The 19,159-nt window shown below is 64.5% G+C and carries 20 protein-coding genes; 12 read left to right on the top strand and 8 right to left on the bottom strand.

All coding sequences use genetic code 11. From position 1 onward, the window contains the following. Positions 1-77 precede the first annotated feature (77 nt). The 4 genes from JQ574_RS26515 (at position 78) to JQ574_RS26500 (ending at position 4,395) form a co-directional block, all read left to right on the top strand. Complete coding sequence (locus JQ574_RS26515; RefSeq protein ID WP_212211011.1) at positions 78-1,211, top strand: site-specific DNA-methyltransferase; 1,134 nt, start codon at positions 78-80, stop codon at positions 1,209-1,211. A gap of 103 nt (positions 1,212-1,314) precedes the next feature. Continuing rightward, the gene (locus JQ574_RS26510; protein ID WP_212384075.1) at positions 1,315-3,048 is read left to right on the top strand and encodes a hypothetical protein; all 1,734 of its coding nucleotides are present in this window, start codon (positions 1,315-1,317) and stop codon (positions 3,046-3,048) included. 153 nt (positions 3,049-3,201) lie between these two features. Continuing rightward, on the top strand, positions 3,202-3,528 hold the full coding sequence (locus JQ574_RS26505) for a hypothetical protein (RefSeq protein ID WP_212035443.1): 327 nt from the start codon (positions 3,202-3,204) through the stop codon (positions 3,526-3,528). Positions 3,529-3,708: 180 nt separating this feature from the next. After that, positions 3,709-4,395, top strand: coding sequence for a glutathione S-transferase family protein (locus JQ574_RS26500; protein WP_212211014.1), 687 nt, complete (start codon positions 3,709-3,711; stop codon positions 4,393-4,395). Positions 4,396-4,563: 168 nt separating this feature from the next. Here the strand turns inward: JQ574_RS26500 and JQ574_RS26495 are convergent, their stop codons facing one another. The 3 genes from JQ574_RS26495 to JQ574_RS26485 are packed head-to-tail and all read right to left on the bottom strand — an operon-like array spanning position 4,564 to position 5,638. Next, a complete protein-coding gene (locus JQ574_RS26495) occupies positions 4,564-4,965 on the bottom strand; it encodes a RidA family protein (protein ID WP_212211016.1) in 402 nt (133 codons plus the stop codon). A 15-nt stretch (positions 4,966-4,980) separates the two neighbouring features. Continuing rightward, positions 4,981-5,166 (bottom strand): DUF1127 domain-containing protein, encoded by a 186-nt coding sequence (locus JQ574_RS26490; RefSeq protein ID WP_312014698.1) that lies wholly within the window; start codon positions 5,164-5,166, stop codon positions 4,981-4,983. Between the two features lie 49 nt (positions 5,167-5,215). Next, the gene (locus JQ574_RS26485) at positions 5,216-5,638 is read right to left on the bottom strand and encodes a nuclear transport factor 2 family protein (protein WP_212211023.1); all 423 of its coding nucleotides are present in this window, start codon (positions 5,636-5,638) and stop codon (positions 5,216-5,218) included. Positions 5,639-5,729: 91 nt separating this feature from the next. Here JQ574_RS26485 and JQ574_RS26480 point away from each other — a divergent pair, with 91 nt between their 5' ends. Further along, positions 5,730-6,653 carry a LysR family transcriptional regulator gene (locus tag JQ574_RS26480; protein ID WP_212211025.1) on the top strand — a complete coding sequence of 308 codons (924 nt, stop codon included), beginning with the start codon at positions 5,730-5,732 and terminating at the stop codon, positions 6,651-6,653. 150 nt (positions 6,654-6,803) lie between these two features. Here JQ574_RS26480 and JQ574_RS26475 read toward each other — a convergent pair whose 3' ends face one another. The 3 genes from JQ574_RS26475 to JQ574_RS26465 all read right to left on the bottom strand — a co-directional run bounded on the left by JQ574_RS26475 (position 6,804) and on the right by JQ574_RS26465 (position 8,823). Continuing rightward, on the bottom strand, positions 6,804-7,424 hold the full coding sequence (locus JQ574_RS26475) for a glutathione S-transferase family protein (protein WP_212211032.1): 621 nt from the start codon (positions 7,422-7,424) through the stop codon (positions 6,804-6,806). Between the two features lie 77 nt (positions 7,425-7,501). Further along, complete coding sequence (locus JQ574_RS26470; protein ID WP_212211034.1) at positions 7,502-7,978, bottom strand: nuclear transport factor 2 family protein; 477 nt, start codon at positions 7,976-7,978, stop codon at positions 7,502-7,504. A 20-nt stretch (positions 7,979-7,998) separates the two neighbouring features. Beyond that, the gene (locus tag JQ574_RS26465; protein ID WP_212211036.1) at positions 7,999-8,823 is read right to left on the bottom strand and encodes a helix-turn-helix domain-containing protein; all 825 of its coding nucleotides are present in this window, start codon (positions 8,821-8,823) and stop codon (positions 7,999-8,001) included. Positions 8,824-8,933: 110 nt separating this feature from the next. Here JQ574_RS26465 and JQ574_RS26460 point away from each other — a divergent pair, with 110 nt between their 5' ends. Together JQ574_RS26460 and JQ574_RS26455 are read left to right on the top strand one after the other, a co-directional pair. Then, positions 8,934-9,308, top strand: coding sequence for a nuclear transport factor 2 family protein (locus tag JQ574_RS26460; protein ID WP_212211038.1), 375 nt, complete (start codon positions 8,934-8,936; stop codon positions 9,306-9,308). Positions 9,309-9,396: 88 nt separating this feature from the next. Further along, positions 9,397-10,662 carry a flavin-dependent oxidoreductase gene (locus JQ574_RS26455; protein ID WP_212211040.1) on the top strand — a complete coding sequence of 422 codons (1,266 nt, stop codon included), beginning with the start codon at positions 9,397-9,399 and terminating at the stop codon, positions 10,660-10,662. Here the strand turns inward: JQ574_RS26455 and JQ574_RS26450 are convergent. Both JQ574_RS26450 and mutY read right to left on the bottom strand, forming a co-directional pair. Next, positions 10,659-11,081 carry a PaaI family thioesterase gene (locus tag JQ574_RS26450; protein WP_212211042.1) on the bottom strand — a complete coding sequence of 141 codons (423 nt, stop codon included), beginning with the start codon at positions 11,079-11,081 and terminating at the stop codon, positions 10,659-10,661. The genes JQ574_RS26455 and JQ574_RS26450 overlap by 4 nt on opposite strands. 132 nt (positions 11,082-11,213) lie before the next feature. Further along, a complete protein-coding gene (gene mutY / locus JQ574_RS26445; RefSeq protein ID WP_212211044.1) occupies positions 11,214-12,314 on the bottom strand; it encodes an A/G-specific adenine glycosylase in 1,101 nt (366 codons plus the stop codon). A gap of 221 nt (positions 12,315-12,535) precedes the next feature. On the opposite strand from mutY, the gene JQ574_RS26440 reads away from it, so the two are divergent. The 5 genes from JQ574_RS26440 to JQ574_RS26420 all read left to right on the top strand — a co-directional run bounded on the left by JQ574_RS26440 (position 12,536) and on the right by JQ574_RS26420 (position 19,019). Beyond that, positions 12,536-12,823 (top strand): HigA family addiction module antitoxin, encoded by a 288-nt coding sequence (locus JQ574_RS26440; protein WP_212211069.1) that lies wholly within the window; start codon positions 12,536-12,538, stop codon positions 12,821-12,823. Between the two features lie 40 nt (positions 12,824-12,863). Continuing rightward, a complete protein-coding gene (locus JQ574_RS26435) occupies positions 12,864-13,343 on the top strand; it encodes a DUF721 domain-containing protein (protein WP_192738571.1) in 480 nt (159 codons plus the stop codon). A gap of 117 nt (positions 13,344-13,460) precedes the next feature. Next, the gene (locus tag JQ574_RS26430) at positions 13,461-14,117 is read left to right on the top strand and encodes a DsbA family protein (protein ID WP_212211046.1); all 657 of its coding nucleotides are present in this window, start codon (positions 13,461-13,463) and stop codon (positions 14,115-14,117) included. A gap of 264 nt (positions 14,118-14,381) precedes the next feature. Next, positions 14,382-17,846 (top strand): chromosome segregation protein SMC, encoded by a 3,465-nt coding sequence (gene smc / locus JQ574_RS26425; RefSeq protein WP_212211049.1) that lies wholly within the window; start codon positions 14,382-14,384, stop codon positions 17,844-17,846. A gap of 162 nt (positions 17,847-18,008) precedes the next feature. Next, on the top strand, positions 18,009-19,019 hold the full coding sequence (locus JQ574_RS26420) for a small ribosomal subunit Rsm22 family protein (protein WP_212211051.1): 1,011 nt from the start codon (positions 18,009-18,011) through the stop codon (positions 19,017-19,019). The last annotated feature ends 140 nt before the right edge of the window (positions 19,020-19,159 follow it).

The raw sequence follows: 19,159 nt of genomic DNA, 5'->3' as shown, positions 1-19,159 counted from the left end.
GCCCGGTCAATGTAACGCCAGTCGGTTGTTTAGTCCCGCGTCGCCGACAGCGTCGCCTGAGTCAGAGTAATTGAGTCATGGTAGTGTCGCGTCGCGGGGCGTCTGCAAGGGCGCCCCGCACTAAATTCGAGTTCGAAGAGAGTGTTCGTATCGTCGTAGGCGATTGCGTCGCCGAGATGTCGAAGCTTCCGGCAGGCTCCGTCGATCTGGTGTTCGCAGATCCGCCGTACAATCTGCAGCTCAAGGGCGATCTCAAGCGTCCCGACGAATCGCATGTCGATGCCGTCAACAACGACTGGGACAAGTTTTCATCCTTTGCCGCCTATGACGATTTCACCCGCGCCTGGCTGCTCGCCTGCCGCCGCGTCATGAAGCCGTCGGCGACGCTGTGGGTGATCGGCTCCTACCACAACATTTTCCGCGTCGGCTCGATCATGCAGGACCTCGGCTTCTGGGTCCTCAATGATATTGTGTGGCGCAAGACCAATCCGATGCCGAATTTCCGCGGCCGCCGCTTCACCAATGCGCACGAGACCATGATCTGGGCGGCGCGCGACGAAAAAGCCAAGGGCTACACCTTCAACTATGAAGCGCTGAAAGCCGCCAACGAGGACGTGCAGGCGCGTTCCGACTGGCTGATCCCGCTCTGCACCGGCGACGAGCGCCTCAAGGGCGACGACGGCAAGAAAGTGCACCCGACCCAGAAGCCCGAGGGCCTTTTGGCGCGCGTGCTGCTGTCGTCGTCAAAGCCCGGCGATCTCGTGATCGATCCCTTCAACGGCACCGGCACGACAGGCGCCGTGGCAAAACGCCTCGGCCGCCGCTACATCGGCTTCGAGCGCGACAAGACCTATGCGACCGCGGCCGAAGCCCGCATCGCGGCCATCGAACCGCTGCCCGAGGCGACACTGGCGCCCTTCATGACGGCCCGCGACGCGCCCCGCGTGGCGTTCTCCGAACTGATCGAGCGCGGCATGATCTCGCCCGGCACCAAACTGGTCGATTCCAAGAAGCGCCACGGCGCTTTGGTCCGCGCCGACGGCGCCATCATGCTCGGCGACAAGGTCGGCTCGATCCACCGCATCGGCGCGGTGGCCCAGGGCTCCGGCGCCTGCAACGGCTGGACCTTCTGGCATGTCGAGACCAAGAAGGGCTTGCGGCTGATCGACGAGCTGCGCGCCGAGATCCGCTCCGGAATGGCGGTAGGCTAGAAGCCTCCGCTTCGCGGTTTATTCACCCTGACAACCAACATCGTCGTGGCGCCGCATCCGGCCCCGGGCAAACCTTCAATGGCGTTTGCTAGAGTGCCCCGCCATGTACTTTTCCGTCGAAATGATCCTGTTCGTCCTGGCGCGCTTGCTGCTGCTCTGCGTGTTGAGCCTGCTGGCCGTCATTTTCGGTTGGCGGAAACTCGCGCGTGGAGACCGCAACGGTTGGGTATTGCTGGCAGCGAGCCTGCTGATGCTCGGCTATTACGGCGCCCAATGGGTTCAAAGCCTGCTCACGCCAGCCAATCGGATTGCCGAGGTCGCGGCGTGGCCACGCGTGAAGGTGGCGGAGGCGGATCGCCCGCGGGTGCTGATCGTGCGCGGCTACGGCGATACACTGCCACCATTCGTCTATTTCCTCGCCGAGACCGGTCTGTTTGACGTCTACGCCGTCAACGGTCTGGACTTCCAGCCCAAGAAAATCTGGCGGATGGACGTTGGGCTGCGCGACAATTGCGCGAAAGACCGTAGCGAGCGCGACGAGATGATCGTGCTGACGGGATGGGGGAGCTGCGCGACCGCGACTCCCGCCGAAAGCGCCCCCAGGGACGGCCTGATCCTCTATACGATGAGCACGCTTGCTCCGCATTCATGGGCGACGACGCGGAAGGATTACAACAACCAGGCGGTCTGGACGTACGAGCTTGCACTGCGCGCGGGCGACGTCGAACAACTGGTCGCCTACGACGAGTACGTCGCCTTTCCGGAAATGCGCTTCAACTGGTTCGCCGGCCCCTATCTGGTTCCGGAGGGACCCCCGCGCCGTACCGCAGCGGTCGACTCGGATATTGCCGCACCGGAGCCGGGCGCCTTCGTGCTTTCCGCGCTCGGAATCGACGAGCGCACCGTCGCGCCGCCATCAGCCCTGAGCATCGAGGGACAACGCGCGCTGACGGAGAATCTCAGTCTCAGCAATCAACCCGACGACACGCAACGCGCCCTCGACCTGATCGCAGCGGCGCCGCGCGATCCGGCGTTTCGCAATGCCATGAGGCGCCTCGCCTCCAATCCGGCGACGTCGACGAACATGCTGGTCAGGCACGGGCCTCGCTGGTGCAAAAAGGTCAATCGCTTGCTGCGATACCGTGACGCGCTGATGGAAGGCTGCGCCAACAGCGCGATTCCGGCGGACACGTGCGGCCAGCTCGGTTACGCAACGCAATGGCTCCGCTTCTGTGCGGATCATGCAGAACCGGTCTGGCGCAGCGAGGACAAGCCGGCGCGGCGGGTGTTCATTGCCGACGTCGGGGGCGGGCAGAACACCAAAGTGTTGCTGACGCGACCGGCGCGGGCGACCGAAATCCGGGTGCCGGCGGATCGCGGCGCACTCGACATCGTGCTGCGCAATCGGGACCCGCGTGTATTCGTATTCACCGGGGCGGCCGTATGCATCGAGCGGTTGACCGTGCTGGAAAACGGTCAGACCGGGGTCGCCGGCGTCGATCCCGGCCGTGTCCGCTTCGCGGCACCAACCGGGACCGGAAGCTGGATCAATCCGAAGGCGCCCTACTCCGGCGACTTTGTCAGCCTTCTCGGCTTCAAACCGGACGACATCATCAACGGTCACGAGGGCGACATCGACCTGGCCGATGCGCTGGCGAAGAGCGGACCGGCGATTCCATGCACGGGGGCTTCCGACGCCGGGCTCAAAAGCGGCGGCACATTGCGGCTGGACACCGGCGCCATCCTGACGGCGCCGCCGCTGCTGCCATTCGTCCGCAAAGAGGCAAGCCGCGCCCTGACTGTGCCGGCCGACCCGCCGCGCGTTTACCTTTCGTGAATCTCTCCCGACATGCAGATTGTCGCAGTCTGCGAGATGGCAGCCCTGTGATTTTCGCAGTCTGCCGCCCCCTGTTTTGCCGTGATTCGTAGCTATATTCATTGCTTGCTTAACCCATACAGGCCGTTATTTGCGGCCGCAGCGAGCCGTCCGATGCGCTCACAATCCGATTCCTTACTGGTGTTGCCCCTCCTGCCGATCTTCCTGATCGGCGTACCCCCAATCCTGCTGTTCACCTTGCTGGGCTTTGCCGGCTTCGTCATCCTCGGCGTGCTCCTGATCTGCGTCGGCCTGACCGAGCGGCTGGAAGCGAACAGCGATTTCAACCAGCAGATCATCGTCCACGGCTATGCGCGCCGGTCGGAGCGGATGATTCAGGCGTCGAACTTGCACTCGGCCATTCGCTTCGCCACCATCATCGACCTGGCGGGCGCGGGATTGATCATCGTCGGGCTGGTTGGCTTTTTCTACCTCGGCTGATCGGCTTCTATCTGAGCTGAGCGGCGCGGTGGGCATCTTTGCCGCGCCGCGCCCTGCCTCACGGACTCGTCGGTTGCGCTCCTTCCAAAAATTTGAGCATGGACATGCCGCGCTGCGGTAGGGTCACCCGCGCCCGGCTCGCAACGCTGGCAGGCAAGAAGCAAAGGGAGTTTTCCAAAAATGCTCAAATTCTATTTCAACGGCTCGCCCAACCCGACCAAGATCGCGCTCTTCCTCGAGGAAGCCGGCATCGCCTTTGAACCTGTCGCGGTCGACACCCGCGCCGGCGACCAGTTCAAGCCGGAATACCTTGCCATCAATCCGAACGCCAAGGTGCCGGCGATCGACGACGACGGCGTCAAGGTGTTCGACTCCAACGCCATCCTGCTCTATCTCGCGGAAAAGACCGGCAAGTTTCTGCCTGCGAATACGGCGTCGAGCCGCGCCGAATTGCTGTCCTGGCTGATGTTCATCGCCACCGGCGTCGGCCCGTACAGCGGCCAGGCCGTCCACTTCAAGCACTTCTCGCCGGAGAAGATCGATTACGCCCATAACCGTTACCAGTTCGAGGCGCAGCGGCATTTCGCCATTCTCGACGAGCATCTGGCCAAGCGCCGCTATATGGTCGGCGACACCTACACCATCGTCGACATGGGCCTGTGGGGCTGGGCCCGCATGATCCCGTTGATCCTGGGCGAGGACGGCTTTTCGAAGTACCCCAACGTCAAGCGGCTGGTCGACGAAATCTCGGCGCGCCCCGCGGCGGCCAAGGCGATCGCGCTGAAGGACAAGTTCAAGTTCAAGGCGGAAATGGACGACGAGGCCCGCCGCAACATGTTCAAGCACCTCGCGGTGCGGGCGGCCTGATCAGGCCTGCAGCGTAGGGTGGGCAAAGGCGCTCTTGCGCCGTGCCCACCATCTTTTTCAAACGCTAGCGATGAAGTGGTGGGCACGCTTCGCTTTGCCCACCCTACGGACTGATCAACCAGTACAGCAAAACGGCGTCCTTCGCGGGCGCCGTTTTCGTTTCACGCTTTAGTCGATCGCCGCCACCACCTCGATTTCGATCAACCAGCCCGGCCGCGCCAGACGGCTGACGACCACGAGCGTGCTTGCCGGCGGCTTTTCCTTGTTCAGGTAGCGGTCGCGTATCGCTCGCATTTTCGGCAAATCGTCCTGGCTGACCTCGGCAACCAGATAGGTGTTGAGCTTGACGATGTCGGCCATGGTGGCGCCGGCCGCGTCCAGCGCGAGCTTGAGGTTCTTGAACACCTGCTCGACCTGCGCCTCGAAATTGCCTTCGCCGACCATCTTGCCGGATGCGTCGGCCGAAACCTGACCCGCCACATAGACCAGCGTGCCCTTGTTGACCTTGGCGACGTGCGAATAGCCGGTCGGCGGCGGCAGCGTCGCCGGACTGAAGATTTCCTTGCTCATATCGATCTCCCTTTATTATTTCCGCCAGAACGGCTTGCCGACTTCGCAGCCCAGCTCGGGCCGGCACAGTCCGATATCCTCTAGTTCGCGCGCGCTCATGACAGAGAGTTGACGCCGGGAACGGCGGCGCTCCCGCCAGACCCGGACGAGAGCGATGATAGCCGCGATGACCGCGCGCGTCGAACCCAGGCGTGTTCGCACCTGCTGGCGTCGATGATGCCGGTCGCCGGCGCAAACGCTGCTCAACGCGTCAACCCGCAAGCTTGCGCTCCTGCGGGAACGGCCCGAGCACGCGCTCGCACAAGGCCGAGTCGTTGTACTCACGGATTTCGCGAATCTTGCCGTTCTCGATCCGGTAGATCAGGCAATAATGGTTGTCGTAGCGCTCGCCGGCGTGGGTCACCATGTCGCCCCGCGCTTCCACCGCGACCCATTCATCGTCGGCGATGATCCGGAACGGAACGGTGCGGCGATGCTTCAACAGGGAAGAGACATAGCCGTGCAGGTCACGGAGCACGGATTCCTTGCCGTGAAAGGTCTGCGACCACGAGTACTGACCCGTGACAGTCATGGTGACGTCAGCGGCCAGGGCATCGGTGAACGAAGTCCGATCGCCGGCGGCAACGCCGGCAAAGATCGTCTCCATCAGTTTCTTGTTGGCTGCGGCGCTCATGGGGGCTTTCTCCTGTGATCTGATGATTCAGATCATCGCTCGCCCTAGCGCATTCTTCCAATCGATAGGAGATATGATATATATTCACCCAATGAATTTGAAATCGCTTGACCTCAATCTGCTGGTCGCGCTCGACGCGCTGCTGCTTGAAGGCAATGTCAGCCGGGCCGCGATGCGGATCGGGCTGTCGCAGCCGGCCACCAGCCACGCGCTGCAGCGGCTGCGCGACCTGATCGGCGATCCTCTGCTGGTGCGCAACGGCGCCCGCATGGAGCTGACGCCGCGCGCGCTGGCGTTGCGCGGCCCGCTGGCGCAGGCGCTCGACCAGGTGCGCTCCCTGTTCATATCAGACGATTTCGACGCCGCGCGCAGCGAACGGCATTTTCGGCTGATGATGCCGGATCTCGCGGTCGAACTCCTGATGCCGCCCCTGATGGAGAAGATCACCAAACTGGCGCCGAACGCCCGGATCGACGTTGTGCCGTGGCGGGGGCCTGCGATCTTCACCGCCGAATTCGCCCGCACGCTCGATCTCGTGATCTCAATCGGCGACGCCTTTCGCGGCTTTCACCGCCAGCGCCTTTACACCGACAGTGATGCGCTGGCGGTGCGCCGCGGCCATCCCGCCGCCGCCAAACTGAAAAAGCGCGACGGATTTCTCGACGCGCGGCATGTCGCCGTCGTGATTCGCGGCCAGAGCGAGGATCTGATTGATATGTGGCTGCGGCCCAAAGGCATCGAACGCAAGATCGCGCTGGTCGTGCCCGGCTATATCGAGGCGCTGCACGTCACCGCGCGCACGGATCTGGTCGCCTTCGTGCCGCGCCGCCTGATCGGCGCATTATCGAAGCAATTGTCGCTCGCGACCATCACCCCGCCGTTCGATCCCGGGATCGACGAGCAGTTCATGTTCTACCCGACCCGCGCCCAGATGGATCCCGGCTCGATCTGGCTGCGCAACACCATGCTCGGCATCGGCCGCGAGATGGAGCGGGAGAAGAAGAAGGTCGCGTAGCAACCCTTAAACCCTCATGGTGAGGAGCACGTCTTCGCGCGTCTCGAACCATGAGGCCACAGACGGGCCTGCATCCTTCGAGACGCGGCCAAGAGGTCGCTCCTCCAGCGATGAGCTTACGCTCACGCGGGGATGAGGTTTGACAGATGCTCACACCTTCTCTTCCGCCAGCGCCTTCTGTACGGCGGGCCGGTCCTTCATGCGCTTGAAATGGTCGGCGACCTTCGGCAGTGTCGCGATGTCGACGCCGTCGCCTTCCAGCCATCCCGTCAGCGTGAACAGATAGGGGTCGCAGATCGTGTAGTTCTCGCCCATCATCCATGGGCCCTTGAGCATCTTCTGCTCGAGCAGCGCAAAGACCGCGCCCATGCTTTTCGGAAGCGTCTTCTTCATGTCGGCAAAAGAGGATTCTTCCGTGGCCCAACGGTAGCCGCGGCCCTTATGGGAATGCGCCACGTGTACCGTCGAAGACAAATAGCTGTTGATGGCCTGCACCTGCGCGAACGCAAAGGGATCATCGAGCGGCGCCAACTTCGCCTTTGGAAAACTCTGCGCGATGTAGGCCAGCATCGCCACGTTCTCGGTCAGGACGCCGCGATCGGTGACCAGCGCCGGCACGCGGCCTTTCGGATTGATCGCCAAATATTCCGGACTTTGCTGCTGGTTGGTCTTGAAGTCGATCCGCTCGGCGGTGTAGTCGGCGCCGGCTTCCGCCAGCGCGATGTGGGTGGCGAGCGCGCAGGTGCCGGGGGCAAAATAGAGCTTGAGCATGTTGATCCTCACGGGTGATGCCTCAGGTTAGCGGCGCATTGCTGCGCCGTCTATCCCAGGCGAACCCTGAGTGGGACTCACGCCGCGCGGGGCTGCAGCTTTCCCTCGATATAGACGCTGACGATGGTGTCGTCGGCGGGATAAAACTCGGGCGCCACCGCCTGGATCTGGGCCTGGATGCATTTCCACGCGCCGTTCTCGAACAGGTAGGTGTCGGTGTACATGGTCATCCCGGTCACTTCGTTGCCGTCGCGGCGACGGGTGGCCTTGTTGGTGGAGCGCACCAGCGCGACATCGCCGATGACGGTGATGAGTTCGTCGCGGACGTCCCAGTACGGGATCAGTTTCGGATCGAAGGCGGTCGCCCAGTATTTCAGATAGGTCGCGCGATCCCAGCGCTGTCCGGTCGGCCAGATGCTGATGAAGGCGGGGTGCAGGATGGCGTCGTGCGAGGCGACATCGTTGGTGATGTAATTATGGATGAAGCGGGCGTTCAACGCGCGCAATTCGTCCATCGTCTCGGCGGATTGATCCTTACGTGTAGCGAGTTGCATCGTCATCTCCTCTGGTTTTGTCAGAGCGCCATCGTGCGCGCCATCTCTGCGGTGGCGTCATCAGCCGGAAAAAAGCATTCGATCTTGATCTGTTGCAGCGCCGCGTCCGTCGGCATCGCGAGCATCGTAAAGGTGGAAAAGAACGCGAGCCGGAAATCATCTTTGGCGAGTTGCATGATCATCACGGGCGAACTGGCGTGCGAATGGCGCGGAAGGCGCCATTCGGCCGGCAGCCCGGGATAGGCCATGATCTCGTCGAACAGCCGGGCGGCGGCGCGGCTGCCCTGCGCGACGTCGCGGTGCAGGATCTGGATCATCTGGCCGGCGAACTCCTCCCAGTTCACGATGAACTGCCGCAGGCCTTTTGGATGGAAAACGACGTGCATGGCGTTGTCGGCAACGCCGGCTTCCATCTGGTACGAATCGCGAAACGGCTTGAGTAGGCGCGCGGACCCCTGGTTGCGCATCCGAACGTCCCAATGCCCGTCGACCACGATCCCCGGATACGGCTCCTGCTGCCGCAGCATGAAATCGAGCGCCTGTTGCACCGGCTGCAGATTTTCAGCCGCCAGCCCCTTGTCGCCATAGGGCGGCACGAAGCCCGCCGCGACATGCAGAGCATTGCGCTCCTCGAGCGGCAGATCGAGCGCGCTGCCGAGCAGTTGCACCATCTCGCGGCTCGGCTGCGACCGGCCGGTTTCCAGAAAGCACAGATGCCGCGCCGACACGTTGGCATCGCTTGCCAGCTCGATCTGGGTGAGACGGCGCACGCTGCGCCAGTGCTTCAGCAGGCTGCTGAAATGCCCGGCCGTGGTATCCTGCAAACCCAGTACTGGTGTGCCCATGTGCCGCAATCTAGACCATCAGATCAGAACGGCAATTACCTCGGATGTAAGTGACAAGCCGACAACCCCTTGCGAGAGTTGGGCATGGATTTGATCGTGCGGAGAGCATCATGGACGGCAACGCGATCAAGGAAGTCGTGACGCAGTACATGGCGGCATGGAACGAGCCGGAGGCTGCCGCACGGCAGGCGCTGCTTGAGCAATGCTGGAGCGACGGCGGCGTCTATCTCGATCCCAGGATCTCGCTGACGGGGCGGGACGAACTCGCCCGCCACATCGCCGCGATGCAGGCGTCGCGGCCGGGCGCGCGGCTGGAGTTCATGAGCGGCATCGATGTGCACCACAACGTGTTCCGCGTCCTCTGGCGCCTGGTGCGCGCGGACGGCAGCTGCGGCGACATCTCGATCGATTTTGGCGAGGTCGGCCCCGATGGCCGACTGGTCAAGAACATCGGCTTTTTCGGCGCGCCGCCCCCGCTGCCGTAAGATCTCGGGGGAATATCTGCCGGCTTTTCGCAGTTGCCCCCTGCCGCCCCTCATGTCATGACGCCCTCGATCTAACAGGGGCGTAGACATGACCGTACTCATCGCCGGCGGCGGCATTGGTGGGCTGACGCTGGCGCTCAGCCTGCACCAGATCGGCGTTCCCGCACGCGTCTTTGAAAGCGTGCCCGAGCTGCGGCCGCTCGGCGTCGGTATCAACGTGCTGCCGCATGCGGTGCGCGAGCTGATGGAGCTTGGCCTGCACGACCGGCTCGACGCGGCCGCCGTCCGCACCAAGGAACTGGCGTATTTTTCCAAGCACGGCAAACCGATCTGGAGCGAGCCACGCGGCGTGGAAGCCGGTTACAAATGGCCGCAATTCTCGATCCACCGCGGCACGCTGCAGCAGATCCTGCTCGATGCGGCAACCGAACGGCTCGGAAAAGAGAACATTCTCACCAGCCATCATCTCACCGGCTGGACAGAAAGCGCCGATGGCGTCCGCGCCGAGTTCATCGACAAGGCGACCGGAAAAGCTGCCGGCCACCAGGACGGCGTGTTGCTGATCGCCGCCGACGGCATTCACTCGGCGATCCGCGAAAAGTTTTATCCGCAGGAAGGCCCGCCGATCTGGAACGGCCGCATCCTGTGGCGCGGCATCACCACGTCGGACGCCTTCCTGTCCGGCCGCACCATGATCATGGCCGGTCATGAAATCCTGAAATTCGTCTGCTATCCGATTTCGAAGGCGCCCGACGCGTCAGGCAAATCTAGCATCAACTGGGTGGCCGAGCGGCACATGCCGCCGACCTATCAGTGGCGCCGCGAGGACTATAACCGGACCGCAAACCTCGACGAATTCCTGCCCTGGTTCAAGGACTGGAAGTTCGACTGGCTCGACGTGCCCGGCCTGATCCGCGATTGCCCGCATGCGTACGAATATCCGCTGGTCGACCGCGATCCGATCCCGCAATGGACCTTCGGCCGCGTCACCCTGATGGGCGACGCCGCGCATCCGATGTACCCGATCGGCTCCAACGGCGCCTCGCAGGCGATTTTGGATGCCCGCGTCATCACCCGCGAAATCCTGGCGCACGGCCCGACCAACGCCGCGCTCGCAGCCTATGAGGCCGAGCGCCGGCCCGCGACCACTGACCTTGTGATGCTGAACCGGCGCAACGGGCCGGAACAGGTGATGCAGATGGTCGAGGAACGCGCCCCCGACGGCTATGAGGTCGTCACCGACGTGCTGTCGCTGCAAGAGCTGCAAGACATCGCCGCCAACTACAAGCGCGTCGCCGGTTTCCAGGTCGAAGGCCTCAACGCCAAGCCGCCGATCGTGCAGCTGGGGCGCTAACGACCTGATAGTTTCGCCGTCTCGACCAGCCGCGCGCTGGTGGTGGCCGTTGCCAAGACGGTGCCGTCTTCGGACATCAGCCTGCCCTCGACGAACGCGATGGTCTTGCCAAGCTGCGTCACGGTCGCTTCACCAACAATCTTGCCCGGCTTGGCCGGGGTTAGAAAATTCACGGTCATGGTGATGGTTGCGGTGTAAAGTTTTCCGTCGGTCATCGCGAACACCGCCGGCCCCATGGTGTCGTCAAGCATCGCCGAGAGAATGCCGCCCTGCACGAAGCCGGCCGGGTTGCAGAAATCCTTGCGGCCGTCGAAGCCGATCCGGACCCAGCCTTTCTCGGGGCGTGCATCGAGCAGGTGCCAGCCGAGCAACTTTGAGGATGGCGGGGGCGTGAGATGGTCGAGCGCGGTTGCGATCATGGGAACCTCCTGATCGCCGCGTTGTAGCGGAGGCCTGCTGACAGCATGGTGTCAGCAGCCATAGCGTTTTCGAGCGAAGTGGGTACCCGGTTCGCGTGAAGGAAACGCGTCAAATAAAGATAACACCTTGCCTTAGAGATCCAGCCCGTGCGCGATCGCCTTGCGCATCACATTGGGCAACGCTTCGCCGGCGAGCGTCGCGATCGGCACCCAGCGCATGCCCTCGGGCGCACGCGTCCGTGCGGCCACCTTCGCCGTGTAGATCACGAGCTCCAGCGGAAAATGCGTGAAGACGTGCGTCACCACGCCCGCCTTGCGATGCCATTTGGCGATGCCCTTGAGCGCGGGCGCCTGCGCCAGGGCCGCCTTGTCGTCCTGGCCGGCGAGCCAGTCCGAGCCCGGCACTTCGGTCATGCCGCCGAGCAGGCCCTTTTCCGCGCGCGTGCGGACCAGCAGTTCATCGCTGCGCGTGACGACGAAGGCCGCGCCCCGGCGCAGCGTGCCGGATTTCTTCGGCGCCTTGCGTGGAAAGGTTTCCTGGTCGCCGCGCGTGAGTGCGAGGCAATCATCATTCAGCGGACACAGCACGCAAGTCGGCTTCTTCGCTGTGCAGATCGAGGAGCCGAGGTCCATCAGAGCCTGCGCGCTGTCCCCGGCGCGAGATGGACCCAGCAACGTTGCCGCGAGCTGCCGGATCAACGGTTTGGCCTGCGGCAGCGGTTCCTCGACCGCAAACAGCCGCGACACCACGCGCTCGATATTGCCGTCGACCGGCATGGTTCTGATGTCGAACGCAATCGCCGAGATCGCCGCCGCCGTGTACGGCCCGATCCCCGGCAGTGCGCGCAGGCCCTCCTCGGTATCCGGAAACACCCCGCCATGATCGCGCAGCACCGCGACCGCGCAGGCGTGCAGATTGCGCGCCCGTGAATAGTAGCCGAGCCCGGCCCACATCCGCAGCACGTCGTCGAGCGAGGCTTGGCCAAGCGCCGTCACATCGGGCCAGCGCGTCACGAACTTCAGGAAATACGGCCCGACCGTTTTGACGCCGGTCTGCTGCAGCATGATCTCGGAGAGCCAGACCCGGTAGGGATCCGCGCGCTCCCCCGCCAGCGGCCGCCACGGCAGCACGCGGCGATGGCGGTCGTACCAATCAAGCAGCAGCGCGGGGCAGCCCGGAGTTGCCTTGGGCGCATCGCGTGGTTTGATCTTGGCTGCTGCAATTGAATTCATGCGAACACTCTAATGGCTGGACACCAATCTCTCCACGTCATGCCCGCGCTTGTCGCGGGCATCCACGTCTTTCTTCTTGATGGTCCAAGACCTTCTTGATGGTCCAAGACGTGGATGGCCGGGCATAGGCGAGCGGAAGCGACGCCGTCCTTCAGACGGCTATACCCGGCCATGACGGTGTAGCGGTTCCTGCCGAGAGCCGCGCCGTGCTAAAAGCCCCCATGGCAAAGCGCAATCCGCACCCCGGCGAAATTTTACTCGAAGAGTTCCTCAAGCCGATGGGTTTGAGCCAGAACGGCTTGGCGCGCGCCGTCCACGTCGCCCCTCGCCGCATCAACGAGATCGTGTTGGGCAAGCGCGACATCACCGCTGACACCGATCTCAGGCTCGCGCGCTATTTTGGCCTATCGGAAGGATTCTTTCTCGGGCTGCAGATGGACTACGACCTGATGCACCGGCGGCGGGAGATCGACCGTGACCTCAAGGCGATCCGCCCGCGCGCGGCATGATACCGACTGCCACCGCCCGCTAGTGGTGCTATAAGCCCCCATGGCAAAACCCGGCCCGATCTCCGCAAAACCGCTTTCCGTCCTGCTCGGCGATGTGTTTTCCGACGCCTATGCCAAGCAGGGGTTCGCCGCGCGCGAACTGGTGACGCGCTGGGCCGAGATCGCAGGCCGCGAGATCGCGGCCCATTCCGAGCCCCTGAAGATGCAATGGCCGCGGCCGGTCGAGGGCCAGCCGCAGGAACCGGCCACCCTGGTGCTGCGGGTCGAGGGCCCGATGGCGCTGGAAATCCAGCATTCCTCGGATGTCATCCTGGAACGGGTCAACCGCTTCTTCGGCTGGAGCGCGGTCGGACGGCTGGCGCTGCGACAGGCGCCGCTGTCGCGCCGGGACCGGCCAAAACCGTCCCGCGCGCCGGACCCGAAGGCGGTCGCCGAGATCGCCAAAACCCTTTCCTCGGTGGAGGACGACGAATTGCGCGACGCGCTGGCGCGGCTCGGTGCCTCGATCAAGCGAAATTGAGCCTGCCGCGCGCCCGCCCCGCGGCAACCTGCCATTGCCACAATTATCGTTTCAAGCTACGCGAAGGCACGTTTTTCCTACTTCTTCGGGCGTGAACGCGCCAATCGGGAGCTGACCTTGATCATCACGCGCCGCGCCTTCACCGCCGCCCTTTCGCTGACCGGGCTTGCCGCCCTCGCCGGCTTCTCGCCGCTGCGGCTGATCAATGACGCGCTGGCACAGGGTGCTGCCGACGTCGCCAAGCCGCAGTCGCTGCCGGACATGGCGCTCGGCCCGGCGAATGCCTCGGTCACCATTACCGAATACGCCTCGATGAGCTGCTCGCATTGCGCAGCGTTCACCGAAAACGTCTTCCCCAAGATCAAGTCGGAATTCATCGACAGCGGCAAGATCCGTTTCGTGTTCCGCGAATTCCCGCTCGACATCAAGGCCGCCGCCGGATCGATGCTGGCGCGCTGCATCGCCAAGGACGACGCGCCGAAATATTTCGCGGTCGTCGACCTGCTGTTCAAGCAGCAGAACGACTGGGTGTTGAAGAACACCACCGAGACGCTGATCCGGATCGGCAGGCAGGCCGGCCTCACGCAAGCGGCGGTGGAAGACTGCCTCAAGGACCAGAAGCTGCTCGACAAGATCGCCGCCGACCAGAAATACGCCGCCGAAGTGCTGAAGGTGCAGTCGACACCGACCTTCTTCATCAATGGCGAGATGATCAAGGGCGAGCAGAGCTTCGAAGAGTTCAGCAAGCGCATCAACGCGATGCTGAAGAGCTGACCGGCGCGCAGAGCGCGCCAGGAACATCAAATCCCTGTTGAAAACCTGATTCGTCCACCGGATTCGTACGGGCCCGTAAGCCCTGCAAAAACCTCGACAAAAGGCTTGGGAAAAGCCCTCCGTCCCGTTGCCCTTCGGCCCCGGCCTCGCCATTGTCGCAGGCCATAAGAGCCGCAACGCGCGACTCGTCCACACACCGACATTGCCTTCTATGGTATTGTCACGGCAGGGAGATTCGCGCCCGGCCAACAGAGAATCGTGTTCATGAAACTCACGCGCCTCCGTCTTCATGGTTTCAAGTCGTTCGTTGAACCCACCGACTTCATGATCGAGCCGGGTCTCACCGGTGTGGTCGGGCCGAACGGCTGCGGCAAATCCAATCTGGTCGAGGCACTGCGCTGGGCGATGGGCGAGACCTCGCACAAATCGCTGCGCGCCGCCGATATGGATGCGGTGATCTTCGCCGGTTCCGGCAACCGTCCGGCGCGCAACCACGCCGAAGTGGTGATGACGATCGACAATGCCGATCGTTCGGCGCCGGCGGCAATGAACGACCGCGAGATTCTGGAAATTTCCCGACGCATCGAACGCGAAGCGGGCTCGGTCTATCGCATCAACGGCCGCGACGTCCGCGCCCGCGACGTGCAGATCCTGTTTGCGGATGCCGCCACCGGCGCGCGTTCGCCGGCGCTGGTCCACCAGGGCAAGATCGGCGAAATCATCCAGGCCAAGCCCGAACAGCGCCGCCGCGTGCTGGAAGATGCCGCCGGCGTCGCCGGGCTGCACGCCCGCCGCCATGAAGCCGAATTGCGGCTGCGAGCCGCCGAGACCAACCTCACCCGCGTCGAGGACGTGATCGGCCAGCTCTCCGGCCAGGTCGACGGCTTGAAGAAGCAGGCGCGGCAGGCGATCCGGTTCCGCGAAGTCGCCGCCAAGGTGCGCAAGGCCGAGGCCACGCTGTTCCATCTGCGCTGGCTCGAAGCCAATACCGACGTGGCGGAAGCGGCCCGTACCCATGACCTCAACGTGCGCGAGATGGCTGAACGGACCCGTGAACAGGCCGAAGCGGCCCGTATCCAGGCGATCCGCGCCTCCGAACTGCCGGCGCTGCGCGACGGCGAAGCCCGCGCCGCGGCCGGACTGCAACGCCTCACCAATGCGCGCGAGCTGCTCGACCGCGAGGAAGAGCGCGCGAAAGAGCGTGTCGCCGAACTCGACCGGCGCCTGACCCAGTTCACCGCCGACATCGCGCGCGAACAGCAGCAGACCTCGGACGCCGAAGTCGCATTGCAGCGGCTCGACACCGAAGATTCCGAAATCAAGGAAGAGATCAAGTCGCGCGTCGAGAAGCGCAGCGGCGTCGATGAACGCGTCTCCGAAGCGGAAGCGACGCTCGCCGCCGCCGAGCGCATGTTCTCGGAACTGACGACGGTGCTGGCCGATCTCACCGCCAAGCGCAACCAGCTCGAGGCTGGCGTGCGCACCCATCGCGACCGCCTCGCCCGGCTCGACCAGGAAATCGCCAACGTCCAGAGCGAGGAGCAAAAGCTCGCGCAGGAAACCGGCAATCTCGGCGACCTCGACGCGCTTGCCGGCGCGATGGAGACCGCGCAGGAAACGCTGGCCGCTTCCGAAGCCGCGGCGCAGGCCAACGAGGCCGGCCATGTCGCGGCGCGCGCACGGCTGGAAGCGTCCCGTTCGCCGCTGGCGGAAGCCGACAAGCGCGTGCAACGGCTGGAGACCGAAGCGCGCACGATCTCGAAGCTGGTCAATGGCGAGACCAAGAATTTGTGGCCGCCGATCATCGATGGCGTCACCGTCACCAAGGGCTACGAGAAGGCGATCGGCGCCGTGCTCGGCGACGACCTCGATGCGCCGATCGATCCCTCCGCGCCGATGCGCTGGACCAATGCGGGCGCAACCTTCGACGATCCGGCGTTGCCCGCGGGCGTCGAAGCGCTTGCCGCCCATGTCGAAGCCCCGACCGAACTGGCGCGGCGTCTGGCGCAGATCGGCGTCGTTGCCAAGGAGCGTGGCGCGGAACTGGTGTCTCAACTCAAGACCGGCCAGCGGCTGGTGTCGCTGGAAGGCGACGTCTGGCGCTGGGACGGCTTTGTTGCCGCCGCCCACGCCCCGACCGGCGCCGCACGGCGTCTCGCCGAACGCGCCCGCCTGGTCGATATCGAGAACGAACTGGAGCAGGCCCGCGCAGATGCTGCCGCCAAGCGGCAGGCGCTGGAAGACGCCGAGAGCGAATTGAAGGCGGCATCGGGCGCCGAGTCTGCCGCCCGTGACGCCTGGCGTGCCGCGCAGCGCGAGGCCGATGCCGCGCGCGAATGCCATGCCGCAACCGAGCGCGAAATCAACCGCCACGCCGCACGCAAAGCGACGCTGACGGAAGCCCATACTCGCCTCGCCGCCGACCGCGCCGAGGCTGACGCCGCGCACGAGAACGCCAATGCGGCGCTGGCCGAGCTGCCGCCGAGCCTCGAGACCGAAACCAGGCTCTCCACGGTTCGCACCGACATCGAGGGCCATCGCCGCTTCGCAGCCCAAGTGCGTGCCGAAGCGCAGGCGCTGGCGCGCGAGGCTGAACTGGCCGACCGCCGTGTGCAGGCGATCCTCGCCGAGCGCACCGAATGGCAGAACCGCAAGCAAAGCGCGGCCTCGCAAGTCTCGACCATCGAAGCCCGCGTCACCGAAGTGACCGCAGAGCGTGCCGAGCTCGAAGACGCTCCGGCGCTGTTCGCCCAGAAGCGCCGCGCGCTGATCAGCGAGATCGAGTCCGCCGAAAGCGCGCGCCGCGTCGCCGCGGATGCGCTGGCCGCCGCCGAGAGCGTGATGGCGGAGACCGACCGCGAGGCAAAGGCTTCGCTGGAAGCGCTCTCCAGCGCCCGCGAGGCGTGCGCCCGCGCCGAGGAACGCATGGACGGCACCAGGCGCCGTCTCTCCGACATCGAGCGCGAAATCCACGACATGCTCGAAGTCGAGCCGCACGCCGTGGCTGGTCTCGCCGAGATCGAGCCGGGCGCGGAATTGCCGCCGCTCGCCGAGATCGAGGAAAACCTCGAAAAGCTGCGCCGCGACCGCGAGCGGCTCGGCGCGGTCAATCTGCGCGCCGAGGAAGAACTGCGTGAAGTCGAGACCCAGCACACGGCATTGACCACCGAACGCGACGACCTGGTGGAAGCCATCAAGCGGCTGCGCCAGGGCATCCAGAGCCTCAACAAGGAGGCGCGCGAGCGGCTGCTGACCTCGTTCGAAACCGTCAACGAGCACTTCAAGCGGCTGTTCACCGAATTGTTCGGTGGCGGTGAAGCCGCCTTGCACCTGATCGAGAGCGAAGATCCGCTGGAAGCCGGCCTCGAAATCATCGCCAAGCCGCCCGGCAAGAAGCCGCAGACGCTCTCACTGCTGTCGGGCGGCGAGCAGGCGCTGACCGCGCTGGCTCTCATCTTCGCGGTGTTCCTCACCAACCCGTCGCCGATCTGCGTGCTGGACGAAGTCGACGCGCCGCTCGACGACCACAACGTCGAGCGGTTCTGCAACCTCTTGCATGAAATGACGTCCTCGACCGAAACCCGCTTCATCATCATCACGCATAATCCGATCACGATGGCGCGGATGAACCGGCTGTTCGGCGTCACCATGGCCGAACGCGGCGTCTCGCAACTGGTCTCGGTCGGCCTCGACGACGCGGTGAAGATCCTCGACCAGCACGTGGCGTGACCTCTTGCTTCCCTCTCCCCTTGTGGGAGAGGGTGGCTTCGCGAAGCGAAGACGGGTGAGGGGTTCTCTCCTCACGGCAAAATGTTCAGATGAGGATAGAGACCCCTCATCCGGCGCTTCGCGCCACCTTCTCCCACAAGGGGAGAAGGGGAAGAGCACACGATGACCTCACCCGACCTCCCCGCCGAACTGAAAGCCGCGCTTGACGCCAAGCTGCGCGGTTTTTCGCGCAATGACGCGGCCGAGCGCTCGGCGTTGATCTCGAAAAACTACCGCGACGGCGGCGGCTCCGGCACGATCCGGTCGGAGACCGATGCACTGGCCTATGCGCTGGCGCGGATGCCGGCGACCTATGCCGCGGTGACCGCCAGCCTGAATGCGCTCGGTGAAATCCGACCCGATTTTGCGCCCAAAACCCTGCTCGACATCGGTGCCGGACCGGGCACGGCGAGCTGGGCCGCGGCGGAAGCATTTGCCTCGCTGCGCGGCTTCACCCTGCTCGACGCCAACGACGCGTTGCGCAAGCTGGCGCTCGATCTGGTCAGCGAGAGTTTTCGCCTGCGCAAACTCCATTACGAGCGGGGCGAAGCCCGCAACGCCCTGATCAAGGCTGATGCCGCCGACCTCGTCGTCGCCAGCTACGTGATCGGCGAACTCAGTGCCGCCGAACAGAGCACGCTGGCCGTGCTGATGTGGGAAAAGACCCGCGACACGCTGCTGGTGGTCGAGCCCGGCACACCGGCCGGCTATGCGCGGATCATCGCGCTGCGCGAGCGCCTGATAGCGGCCGGCGCGCATGTCGCGGCGCCCTGCCCGCACGACGGGACGTGTCCGCTTGCCGCGCCAGACTGGTGCCATTTCACCCAACGCCTGCAGCGCTCGCGCGCGCACAAGCAGGTCAAGGGCGCCGAGTTGCCGTTCGAGGACGAACGGTTCGCTTATGTGGCGCTGACGCGCGCGCCGTTAGCGGCGCGCCCGGCCCGGGTGTTGTCGCAGCCGGCCATCTCCAAGGTCGAAGTCACGGCCAAGCTTTGCACCCCGGCCGGTCTGGTCCTCAGCCGGACACCCCGGCGCGCCAAGGCGGATTACGCCGTTGCCCGTCGCTGGCGCTGGGGCGATGCGGTGGCGGAGCAAACGGGTCGTCCCGGCGAAGGCCGGGAGCCCCGGCGCTAATCGTTAAGCGTTGGTCAGAGTGCTCCAACGAAAGGCCGCAGCGTATGGGTCCCGGCCTTCGCCCTAGGGCATGCACACATGTCTGAGGCTCCATCCTGCGGCGGCGGCGTGGAAGTATTCGAGGCCGTGCTTCATGGTGA

This window comes from Bradyrhizobium sp. AUGA SZCCT0158 (assembly GCF_018130065.1).
Lineage (GTDB): Bacteria > Pseudomonadota > Alphaproteobacteria > Rhizobiales > Xanthobacteraceae > Bradyrhizobium.
The sequence above is the reverse complement of the archived record's forward strand: the minus strand, read 5'-3'. Positions and strand labels throughout refer to the sequence as shown.